The following is an 11194-nucleotide window of genomic DNA, read 5'->3' as shown; positions in this document are numbered from 1 at the left end:
GCCGCCGCCCGCCGATGCGGCGCTGCCCCGTACGCAGACGGCGACGTCGACGGACGGGCAGCGGTCGAGCAGGTGCCGGATCGCCGGCAGCAGGTCGTCGAGCGCGGTGGCGGGGAGCCCGTCCAGGACGAGCAGGGACGGCGCCGGGCGGGATCGGAGGACCTCGGCGAGCTGTTCGGCCGGGTCACCGGGCGCGACGTGTTCGCCCAGCACCGTGCAGACGTCGGACCAGATGCGGTCCGGTGCCGCGTCGTCCGCCACCGGCACCCACGCGATGTCGCGTTCGGGTGCGCCGCCCCGGTGCAGCCACGTGGCCAGGAGCGTGCTCTTGCCGAATCCGCCCGGTGCGTGGACCACCGTGAGCGCGGACCCGCGGTCGAGCATGTCGAACAGGCGGGCGCGGGGCACGGCGGTGGCCAGCGTCCGCCACGTCGGTACCCCGGTACGGACGGCGCCGGGGACACTCACGGCAACTCCTCTCGCTCGGTCTGTCGACGCACGCCGGCATGTGCGGTCTCCACCGTTGTCCCCGGTGTCCCCGACAGACCCCTCGGCACGGGCAGACTACCCGGTCTCTTCCGGGCCGAGGAGAGGGATGTCCGGTTTGCGTAGTCCGACCAGGCGTTACAGACGACGAGGGGAGGTTGTCGACTGCGGCACCGGACGGTGCCGCGACAACCTCCCCTGGGGGCGAGAGCTCCTACCTCGTCGCGCTGAGCCGCGCCTTCTCCAGGGCGGCCAGGGTGCGCAGGATGGTGGCCTTCTGCTTCTCGAGGTCGCCGCGGCGGGCGCGGGCGGCGAGGCCGGACTGCTCGGCGACGAGCGCGAGCTGCGCATCGATCGCGGAGAGCTGATCGAGCAGCGCGAGGGCGCGGTTCTGGATCTCGTCGACGTCGACGCCGCCGGTGCGTACCGGCGCCGGTTCGGCGGCGCGCTGCGACGGGCGCACCGAGGGCGTGCGCGGGGTGGCGGGCCGGCGCACGGTCTCGGCGACGACGGCGGCGGCGCGGGGGCGCAGGGCCTTGCGCACGAGGGCGGGATCGGGTTGCTCGGCGAGCCGGATGTCGTTGAGGACGCGGCGCGAGTCGCGGGCGGCCTTGCGGTGCTCGTACTCCTCCTCGTCGTCCGACTGCAGTGTGCCGCCGATGGGGCGCAGACCGTACATGCCGACGAACTTGCGGGCCTCGTCGATGATGGATTCGTGCGTGCGGCAAGTGCCGCAACGGGGTTCGTTACGGAACGGCTCGACGGACTCGGTGTCGCCGCACCAGACGCAGGCTCCGGGTTTCCACCGTCGGACGGTCTCGAGTTTCGCGTTTTCGGTGGGGGCCTCGAGGGTTCGCGCGTCGATCACGAGGAGCCACCTTAAGTGAAGACCGGTGGGGTCCGCTCGGGTGGGTCCGGCGCGACCTGCGACTGAAGGTGTCGGCGTGACGAAGATCATGCCGACGGCAGGTGTACGGGCGGCAAACTCTTGTGCCACAGCACTTTCCGTACCGATCGGTACGGCACCGAAACCCCCGGATCGTCCGCGATGCGAACGCTTTTCAGGTGGCGGTGGCGGCGGTCAGCCACTCCACGAGGGGCCGGACGTCGCGCCAGGCGGAGCGCACCTCGTCGAGGGTGCGCGGGGTGTCGATCCACTCGGGCGAGGGGTGTGCCCGCGCGGCGGTGAGGGACTTGTGCCGCAGCAGGTCGAGTCGGGGGTGGTCCTCGGCGACACCGCGCGGACGGGTCTTCAGCCGTTCGCCACCGATCTCGTACCCGGCCCGGTGCAGCCGCCGGACGAGCGGTTCGAGTCGCGGTCCGCGGCGCGAATCGTCCACGGCGGCACGGTATGCGGCGACCTGGTCGGACGAGCCCCGGTAGAAGCCGCCGGCGACCCGCAGCCCGGCCGCGTCGATCTGCACGTAGAAGCCGACGCCGGGCCCGGTCTGCACGAAGCCGCCCTGATGGGTCTTGTACGGCGACTTGTCCGTGCTGAAGCGCACGTCGCGGTGCGGGCGGAACGCCTTGCCCGCTCCGAACTCCGGTTCGAGCTCCGCGAGCAGCGCAAGCATCGGGCCGCGCACGCAGTCGTCGTAGACGGCCTTGTGCGCGGCCCAGAACGGCTTGCTGTTGTCCGCCTCGAGATCCTCGTAGAAGTCGAGGGCGGCAACGGGGAAGCCGGTGAACATGCCGGGTGTCCTTTCGGTCCGGTGACGGTCCGAAAGTACACCGCCTCCCGCGGCTACGCGGAACCGTTGAACAGCGACGTCACCGAGCCGTTCTCGAACACCTCCTGGATGGTGCGCGCGAGCAGCGGTGCGATCGACAGGACGGTGAGCGTCGGGAAACGCTTCTCGTCGTCGATCGGCAGCGTGTTGGTGACGATGACCTCCTTGGCGCCGCACGACGCCAGGCGCTCGGAGGCCGGATGCGAGAGCACACCGTGGGTGGCGGCGATGACGACGTCGCCCGCGCCGGCCTCCTTCAGGATCTTCACGGCGCCGGCGATCGTGCCGCCGGTGTCGATCATGTCGTCGATGAGGATGCAGGTGCGGCCCTCGACCTCGCCGACGACACGGTTGGACTTGACCTGGTTCGGCACGAGCGGGTCGCGGGTCTTGTGGATGAACGCCAGCGGGGCACCGCCGAGGGTGTCGGCCCACTTCTCGGCGACGCGGACGCGACCGGAGTCGGGGGAGACCACGGCGATGTTCTCGACGCCGTACTTGTCGCGGATGTACTCGGCGAGCTGGCCCTGGGCGTGCATGTGGTCGACGGGGCCGTCGAAGAAGCCCTGGATCTGGTCGGTGTGCAGGTCGACGGTGATGATGCGGTCCGCGCCGGCGGTCTTGAGCAGATCGGCGATCAGGCGAGCGGAGATGGGCTCACGGCCGCGGTGCTTCTTGTCCTGGCGGGCATAGGGGTAGAACGGCAGAACGGCGGTGATGCGCTTGGCCGATCCTCGCTTGAGCGCGTCGATCATGATGAGCTGTTCCATCACCCACTGGTTGAGCGGGAACGGGTGACTCTGCAGCACGAACGCGTCGGAGCCGCGGACGGACTCCTCGAACCGCACGAAGATCTCGCCGTTGGCGAAGTCCCGCGCGGTCTGCGGGGTGACCTGGACGTCGAGCTCCTTCGCCACCTGCTCCGCCAGCTCGGGGTGGGCCCGGCCGGAGAAGAGCATCAAGTTCTTCTGGTTGTCGATCCAATTGGAGGTCACTGGTCCTGGCCGTCCTTTTGCCGTTCGATCTCTTGCTGCTGCCGTGCTGCAGTCGCTGCCTCGGCCGCGGGGGTCCCGGGGCGGTTCCGCTGGACCCAGCCTTCAATATTGCGCTGTGGCGCACCCGACACCGCAAGCGCCCCCGGTGGAACGTTGCGGCGCAGGACCGTGCCGGCGCCGGTGTAGGCGCCGTCGCCGACCGTCACGGGCGCCACGAACATGGTGTCCGATCCGGTCCGGACGTGGGATCCGACGACCGTGTGCGACTTGTGCACGCCGTCGTAGTTGACGAACACGCTCGAAGCCCCGATGTTCGAGTGCTCGCCGATGGTGGCGTCGCCGACGTAGGTCAGGTGCGGCACCTTCGAATGCGGCCCGATCTCGGCGTTCTTCGTCTCCACGAAGGTGCCGATCTTGCCGGATTCGCCGAGGTCGGTGCCCGGACGCAGGTAGGCGAACGGACCGACGGTCGCCCCCTCGCCGATCACGGAGTCCGAACCGTGGGTGCGCACCACCGACGCTCCGGCACCGACCCGCACGTTCGTCAGCGTGGTGTCCGGGCCGATCACCGCGTCCTCGCCGACCACGGTCCGGCCGTGCAGCTGCACCCCGGGGAGCAGGGTCACGTCCCGGGCGAGGACGACGTCCACGTCCACCCAGGTGCTGGCCGGGTCGACGACGGTCACGCCCGCGCGCATCCAGTGCTCGAGGGTGCGCCGGTTCAGCTGCGCCGCGAGCGCGGCGAGCTGCACCCGGTCGTTCGCGCCCGCGACCTTCGTCGCGTCGGCGAGCTGGGCGGCGAACACCGCCCGGCCGTCCTGCCGCGCGATCGTGACCACGTCCGTCAGGTACAGCTCGCCCTGGGCGTTGTGGGCCCGCAGCCGGGTCAGTGCGCTGCGGAGGAACTCGGCGTCGAAGGCGTAGATGCCGGCGTTGACCTCGTCGATGGCGGCCTGTTCGGCGTCGGCGTCGGCCTCCTCGACGATCTCGCGGATCTCGCCGTGGCCGTTCCGGACGATGCGGCCGTACCCGGTGGGATCGTCGGCGAGGAACGTCAGGACGGTCACCGCGGACTGCATCGGCTCGGCGAGGTGCTCGGCTTCGAGCGCCTCGAGGGTGTGGCCGTCGAGCAGCGGGACGTCGGCGTTGGTGACGACGACCACGCCGGAGAAGTCGCCGGGCAGGGCGTCGAGCCCGCACTGCACCGCATGCCCGGTGCCGAGCTGCCGGTCCTGGACCGCGATCGACACCTTGCGGTCGAGCGTCTCGGCGATGTCGGCGGTCGCGGCGGACACCCGCTCGCGCTCGTGCCCGACGACCACCACGAGGTGGTCCGGGTCCAGCTCCGCGGCCGCGTGCAGCGAATGGGCGAGCATCGTGCGGCCCCCGAGGGTGTGCAGCACCTTCGGGGTCTTGGACCGCATTCGCGTACCCGCTCCGGCCGCCAGGACGACAACTGCGGTCTGCACTTGCATGAAGCTCCCTCGACGTTCGACATGCGCAGGTTCGGCACCGGCAGGGGAGCTCACGGGCCCCGACTGCCCTGCTCCGCCGCCAGGACTCGAACCTGAACTATCTGAACCAAAATCAGAGGTGCTGCCGATTACACCACGGCGGACTGCCGCATTCCCGGCGCCGACGCCCCGGTCATGCGTCTGTGATCCTCGCATGCCGCCACGCCCGGAGTCGAACGCGGGGCCGGGCGCGTCGTCGTCCCGGATAGGCTGAGCGCAACCCGCCGCGCGTCGTCCCCGGGGTTTTCCGGTGGCCCCGGGGTCCGGCCGGGTGCCGGAAAGGATGTACTACGTGTCGAAACCGTCGCAGAACCACGCCGACCGCAGCCCGCGGGTCCGGATGACGGGCACCCAGCGCCGGGAACAGCTCATCGAGATCGGCCGGGCGATCTTCGCCGAGCGCGGCTACGAGGCGGCGTCGATCGAGGAGATCGCCCATCGGGCCCAGGTCTCCAAGCCGGTGGTCTACGAGCACTTCGGTGGCAAGGAGGGGCTGTACGCCGTCGTCGTGGACCGGGAGATGTCGACCCTGATGTCGATGATCAGCGCGAGCCTGACGCAGAACCGCTCGCGCGTCCGGGTCGAGCGGGTGGCGCTGGCCCTGCTCACCTACGTCGAGGAACGCACCGACGGCTTCCGCATCCTCGTGCGGGACTCCCCGGTCACCGCGGAGGAGGGCACGTACTCGTCCCTGCTGAACGAGGCGGTGCGGCAGGTGGCGCACATCCTCGCCGGCGACTTCTCCCGCCGCGGCTTCGACCCGGACCTGGCTCCGCTCTACGCGCAGGCACTGGTGGGCATGGTCGCGACGGCCGCGACCTGGTGGCTGGACGAGCGCAGCCCGTCGAAGGAGGTCGTGGCCGCCCACCTGGTGAACCTGTGCTGGAACGGACTTACGCACCTCGAGGCGGACCCGCAGCTCGGGACCTCCTGAGCCGGTGGCGCAGTCCCCCGATCGTCCCTCTACCAGGTGGTATCGTTGCCCAGCCGACTCGAGAAGGGATGCCAGGTGATCGCGGTGATCAACCGAGCGGCGATCGGCGCCGATCGCCCGGATCGTCTCCTGCGTACGAGCCCGTCCGGGAGGCCGTGAATGGCTCGGCAGGTCCGCGCGGAAGTCACCCGCGAATCCGTGGTCCGCGGTGCCGCGGAGATCTTCATGAACCTCGGCTACGCGAACGCCAGCCTCAACGAGATCATCCAGGAGTCCGGCGTCACCAAAGGTGCGTTGTACTTCCACTTCGCGTCCAAGGAAGAGCTCGCCCGCGGCGTCGTCGACGCGGGCTTCGCGCGTCTCGCCGAGGCCGCGGTGACGACCATCAACGACCGCACCCCGGCCCTCGAGACACTGATCGAGCTGTCCGTCCTCACCGTCGACCTGTCCCGGAACGATCCGGTCGTCCGGGCGATGTTCCGCCTGGCCGTGGAGATCGGGGACTACCGGGGGACCGGCGACCGCCTGTTCGACACCTGGCTGGCGACGATGCGCGACCTCGCGAAGCGCGCCCTGGCCGAAGGTGACCTGAACGAGGACGTGGACCCCGACATGGTCGGTCTGTTCCTCCTGCAGGTGCTCACCGGGGTACGCATGGTCGCGGCGGCGCTCGACTGTCGTGAGGCCCTCGTCGAATACCTCGAGAACGCGTGGGGACTGATGCTGCCGGCCCTGGTCCCGCCCGCCAAGGCCGAGTACTTCAAGCAGTTCGCCTCGCGCCGGCTCCGGGTCTGATCCCGGAGGCAATCGTTGCGCCGGCCGCCCTCGCCTGACACGATCGCCGCCGTGACCCTGGGACCCTTCGACGCGGCTGCGGCCGGCGTGGCACTCGCCCGCATCCTCGACGAGTCCGGAGCCGACGCCGCGGTGACCATCGTCCCGGTGCCCGCGCTGCTGACCACGGCACAGGCGGCGGACGTGCTCGGTGTCGGCCGGGCGTACGTGGCCCGTCTCGTCGACGACGGCACCCTGCCCTCCCGGTTCCACGGCCTGCACCGTCGCATCCGCCGCGCCGACGTCCTCGCCTGTGCCGCCCGGAGGGCCGAAGCCCGGAGCCGGGCCCTGGACGCCGTCGCCGACCTGAGCCGGCGCGACGGCCTGTACGACGACGACTTCTAGGGGGAACGATCGTGCCGATCCGGGCGGTACTCGACGCGCCGGCACTGACGCCGCCGCGCGTGCGCGACGTGCTGCTCGCCCTCGCCGAGGACGCGCTGTACCGGCCCTACTGGAGCGACGGCATCGTCGCCGAGGTGGAGCGGAGGCTGCCGGCGCACATGTCGCGCCCGGCGCGGGACTTCCTGTTCTCCGAACTCGACACGGCCTTCCCCGAGGCACGGGTGAGCTGGCCCGCCACGGTGCTGCGCGAGGTGCCGTACGTCAGCGATCCCCGCGACGCGCACCTGACGGCGGTGGCGCTGTTCGCACAGGCCGACGTCGTCGTCACCACGGACGCCGGTCTCGCGCGCTCGCTCGAGCGGTCCGGGGTCGAGCCACAGACACCCGACGCCTTCGTCGCGTACGTCCTCGACGCCGATCCCCGGCGGGCCGTGCGTGTGCTGCACCAGATGGCGCGACGGCGATGGCTCGGGCCCGGCGAGGAGCTCGCCGACGCCGCTCTGCGGTCGCGGCTGGCCGCGTGGGCGCGCGCAGCGCTCGGCGACAACAGCGCCGACCTACTGGCAGCGGACCCGCCCTGAACCGTCCCGCCCGCGGCTGTGTTGCCGTGCCGCCCGCGGCTGTGTTGCCGTGCCGCCCGCGGCAGTGGTCCTGGCCGCTCGAACCGGACACCGCATAGACTCGGACGGTCCTCTTCTCGAACCCCAGGAGCGCCCTTCCCGTGTCCGACGTGTCCGTCACCCCCCTGTCCGGATTGGCGCGGATCGCGCTGGCCGACGCGCAGCTCGAGCGTGTGGCCGCCCTCGCCGGGACCGCCGCACAGGCCCTGGTGGCCCCGCCCGCGGCCCGGCCGTTCGTCGCTGCCGCGCTCGCCGCGAAGACGCCGCTGCTCGTGGTGACCGCGACCGGCCGTGAGGCGGACGATCTCACGGCGGAGCTGCGCGAAATGCTCGGCGACGTCGTCGCGCAGTTCCCCTCGTGGGAGACGCTGCCGCACGAGCGGCTCTCGCCCAGCGCCGACACCGTCGGCCGCCGGTTACAGGTGCTGCGCCGGCTCGCGCACCCCGAGGACCGCGACTACGGACCCGAGTTGCGGGTGATCGTCGCGACCGTGCGCTCGCTGGTGCAGCCGATGGCCCCCGGTCTGGGCGACATCGAGCCCGTCACCCTGCGTGTCGGCGCGGAGCACGACTTCGACGAGCTGATCGAGCGGCTCGTCGAGCTGGCCTACACCCGTGCCGACATGGTCGGCAAGCGCGGCGAGTTCGCGGTGCGCGGCGGCATCCTCGACGTCTTCCCGCCGACCGCGGACCACCCGGTGCGAGTCGAGTTCTGGGGTGACGAGGTCACCGAGCTGCGCCCGTTCTCCGTCGCCGACCAGCGGTCCATCCCCGAACTCGAGGTGAGCACCCTCATCGCCCCGCCCTGCCGGGAACTGCTGCTGACCGAGCAGGTCAAGGAACGCGCGGCGCGCCTCGCCCAGGACAACCCGGCCGACGCGGCCCTGGTGGAGATGCTCGACAAGATGGCCTCCGGCATCCCGGTCGAGGGCATGGAGGCGCTGCTGCCGGTGCTGCAGACCGGCGAGCTGCAGTTGCTGACCGACGTCGTGCCGGACGGTACGCACGTGCTGCTGTGCGATCCGGAGAAGGTCCGGACCCGCGCGGCGGACCTGATGCGTACCGGCCAGGAGTTCCTCGAGGCGTCGTGGACCGCGGCCTCGCTCGGCGGGGCCGCGCCGCTGGACACCGCGAACATGAAGGGTGTGGATCTGGCCGCCTCCGCGTACCGGCCGCTGACCGGGGTGCGGGAGACGGCGGAAGCCGCGGGCCGGCCGTGGTGGACGCTGAGCCCGCTGGCGTCGGGCGCCGACACCGAGGTCGTGCTCGACGTGCAGTCGGCGCCGGAGGTGCGCGGGTCCGAGGAACTGCTGACGATGCTCTTCGCGAACCTGCGCGCGCACGTAACCACCGGCGGGCGGGCGGCGATCGTCGTTGCAGGTGCCGGCACCGGGCAGCGGGTGCTCGAGCGGCTTCAGGAGAACGACGTACCCGCAGCGCGGCTCGATCCGGGGGCCGAACCGGTTCGCGGCACGGTCGGGGTGCTGTGCGGCGCGCTGCACGACGGCCTGGTGCTGCCGGGCGACGGCGCGGACGTGCCCGGACTGGTGCTCGTCACCGAGTCCGATCTCACGGGCAACCGGGTGACCGCCGCCGAGGGCCGGCGCACGCCGGTCAAGCGCCGCAACCAGGTGGATCCGCTGGCACTCACCGCCGGAGACATGGTGGTCCACGATCAGCACGGCATCGGCCGGTTCGTGGAGATGGTGGAGCGGACCGTGGGCGGCGCCCGCCGCGAGTACCTGGTCATCGAGTACGCGCCGGGCAAACGCGGGCAGCCGGGTGACCGGCTGTTCGTGCCGATGGAGTCCCTCGACCAGCTCTCCCGCTACGTCGGCGGCGAGATGCCCGCCTTGAGCAAGCTCGGCGGCTCCGACTGGGCCAACACGAAACGCAAGGCGCGCAAGGCCGTCCGCGAGATCGCGGGGGAGCTGGTGCAGCTGTACGCGGCCCGCCAGGCCGCCCCGGGGCACGCGTTCGCGCCGGACACCCCGTGGCAGAAGGAGATGGAGGACGCGTTCGCGTTCACCGAGACCCAGGATCAGCTCACCGTCATCTCCGAGGTCAAGGCCGACATGGAGAAGGCGGTCCCGATGGATCGCGTCGTCATCGGCGACGTCGGCTACGGCAAGACCGAGATCGCGGTGCGTGCCGCGTTCAAGGCCGTGCAGGACGGCAAACAGGTCGCGGTGCTGGTGCCCACCACGCTGCTGGCGCAGCAGCATCTGCAGACCTTCACGGAGCGGATGGCGTCGTTCCCCGTCACCGTCAAGGGCTTGAGCCGCTTCACCGATTCCGCCGAGGCGAAGGAGACGATCGCCGCCCTCGCCGACGGCGAGGTCGACATCGTCGTCGGCACCCACCGGCTGCTGCAGACCGGCGTGCGATGGAAGGACCTCGGTCTCGTGATCGTCGACGAGGAGCAGCGATTCGGCGTCGAGCACAAGGAGCACATCAAGGCCCTGCGCACGCACGTCGACGTGCTGACCATGTCCGCTACGCCGATTCCGCGCACCCTGGAGATGAGCATGGCCGGCATCCGCGAGATGTCGACGATCCTCACCCCGCCCGAGGAGCGGCACCCGGTGCTCACCTACGTGGGCGCCTACGCGGACAAGCAGGTCGCCGCCGCCATCCGCCGCGAGCTGCTGCGCGACGGACAGGTGTTCTACGTGCACAACCGCGTGAGCTCGATCGACAAGGCCGCCAAGCGAATTCGCGACCTCGTCCCCGAGGCGCGGGTCGCGGTCGCGCACGGACAGATGAACGAGGACACCCTCGAAAAGACCGTGCAGGGCTTCTGGGAGCGTCAGTACGACGTCCTGGTGTGCACCACCATCGTCGAGACGGGCCTCGACATCTCCAACGCCAACACCCTCGTCGTCGAACGCGCCGACTCGCTCGGGCTGTCGCAGCTGCACCAGCTACGCGGACGCGTCGGCCGTTCCCGCGAGCGGGGTTACGCGTACTTCCTGTACCCGCCCGAGAAGCCGCTGACCGAGACGGCGTACGACCGGCTCGCCACGATCTCCCAGAACTCCGATCTCGGCGCGGGCATGGCCGTGGCCATGAAGGACCTCGAGATCCGCGGCGCGGGAAACGTTCTGGGCGCGGAGCAGTCAGGTCACGTCGCCGGCGTCGGATTCGATCTGTATGTGCGTCTCGTCGGCGAAGCGGTGGAGGCGTTCCGGGCCGCCGCGGACGGCCGCCCCGTCGCCACGGAGGAGGCCGCCAAGGAGGTGCGCGTGGATCTTCCGGTCGACGCCCACATCCCGCCGGACTACGTGACCTCCGACCGGCTGCGGCTCGAGGCCTACCGCAAGCTCGCGGCGGCGCACGACGACGACGCGATCGCCGCGGTGGTCGAGGAACTCGTCGACCGGTACGGTCCGCTGCCCGAGGAGGTCGGCCGGCTCGTGTCGGTGGCCAAGCTGCGCCTGCTGTGCCGCGAGTACGACCTCGAGGAGGTCGCGGTCTCCGGCACCCAGTTGAAGATCTCGCCGATGCACCTGCCGGATTCGAAGCAGATGCGGCTCAAGCGGCTCTATCCGGCGGCGCAGTACCGCGCCACGAGCGGCATCGTGCAACTGCCGTTGCCGCGGACCGGCGGCGTGGGTTCCGAGCGGGTGCGCGACGTCGAGTTGCTGCAGTACATCGCGGACTTCCTGCTCGCCCTGGACGGCAAGGCGCAGGGATCGGTGGATGTGCGCGTGCCGACCGCCGCGAGCGTGTGACC

At 71.0% G+C, this 11194-nt stretch carries 9 protein-coding genes, 1 tRNA gene and 1 pseudogene; 5 read left to right on the top strand and 6 right to left on the bottom strand.

Annotation, left to right across the window (positions count from 1 at the left end; genetic code table 11):
* The 6 genes and pseudogenes from OEY_RS28075 to OEY_RS0105695 all read right to left on the bottom strand — a co-directional run.
* Window positions 1-468, bottom strand: a pseudogene (locus tag OEY_RS28075) (helix-turn-helix transcriptional regulator); the annotation flags it as partial.
* Window positions 469-700: 232 nt separating this feature from the next.
* Window positions 701-1354, bottom strand: coding sequence for a hypothetical protein (locus OEY_RS0105715; RefSeq protein ID WP_010592947.1), 654 nt, complete (start codon window positions 1352-1354; stop codon window positions 701-703).
* Window positions 1355-1547: 193 nt separating this feature from the next.
* Window positions 1548-2177 carry a DUF2461 domain-containing protein gene (locus OEY_RS0105710; RefSeq protein ID WP_010592946.1) on the bottom strand — a complete coding sequence of 210 codons (630 nt, stop codon included), beginning with the start codon at window positions 2175-2177 and terminating at the stop codon, window positions 1548-1550.
* 53 nt (window positions 2178-2230) lie between these two features.
* Entirely contained in the window at window positions 2231-3211 is a 981-nt protein-coding gene (locus OEY_RS0105705) for a ribose-phosphate diphosphokinase (protein ID WP_003937863.1), read from the bottom strand.
* A complete protein-coding gene (gene glmU / locus OEY_RS0105700) occupies window positions 3208-4686 on the bottom strand; it encodes a bifunctional UDP-N-acetylglucosamine diphosphorylase/glucosamine-1-phosphate N-acetyltransferase GlmU (RefSeq protein WP_029539904.1) in 1479 nt (492 codons plus the stop codon). The genes OEY_RS0105705 and glmU overlap by 4 nt, the downstream gene beginning before the upstream one ends.
* Before the next feature lie 71 nt (window positions 4687-4757).
* A tRNA-Gln gene (locus OEY_RS0105695) sits at window positions 4758-4829 on the bottom strand.
* A gap of 236 nt (window positions 4830-5065) precedes the next feature.
* On the opposite strand from OEY_RS0105695, the gene OEY_RS0105690 reads away from it, so the two are divergent.
* The 5 genes from OEY_RS0105690 (at window position 5066) to mfd (ending at window position 11192) form a co-directional block, all read left to right on the top strand.
* The gene (locus OEY_RS0105690) at window positions 5066-5659 is read left to right on the top strand and encodes a TetR/AcrR family transcriptional regulator (RefSeq protein WP_010592944.1); all 594 of its coding nucleotides are present in this window, start codon (window positions 5066-5068) and stop codon (window positions 5657-5659) included.
* A gap of 159 nt (window positions 5660-5818) precedes the next feature.
* Window positions 5819-6454 (top strand): ScbR family autoregulator-binding transcription factor, encoded by a 636-nt coding sequence (locus tag OEY_RS0105685; protein ID WP_010592943.1) that lies wholly within the window; start codon window positions 5819-5821, stop codon window positions 6452-6454.
* A gap of 51 nt (window positions 6455-6505) precedes the next feature.
* Entirely contained in the window at window positions 6506-6838 is a 333-nt protein-coding gene (locus tag OEY_RS0105680; RefSeq protein ID WP_010592942.1) for a helix-turn-helix domain-containing protein, read from the top strand.
* 11 nt (window positions 6839-6849) lie between these two features.
* On the top strand, window positions 6850-7419 hold the full coding sequence (locus tag OEY_RS0105675) for a PIN domain-containing protein (protein ID WP_010592941.1): 570 nt from the start codon (window positions 6850-6852) through the stop codon (window positions 7417-7419).
* 140 nt (window positions 7420-7559) lie between these two features.
* Window positions 7560-11192, top strand: a complete 3633-nt coding sequence (gene mfd / locus OEY_RS0105670; protein ID WP_010592940.1) for a transcription-repair coupling factor — start codon at window positions 7560-7562, stop codon at window positions 11190-11192.
* Window positions 11193-11194 lie beyond the last annotated feature (2 nt).

The organism is Rhodococcus sp. P14, assembly GCF_000256505.1.
In the GTDB taxonomy this organism is placed as follows: Bacteria; Actinomycetota; Actinomycetes; order Mycobacteriales; family Mycobacteriaceae; genus Rhodococcus; species Rhodococcus ruber.
The sequence above is the reverse complement of the archived record's forward strand: the minus strand, read 5'-3'. Positions and strand labels throughout refer to the sequence as shown.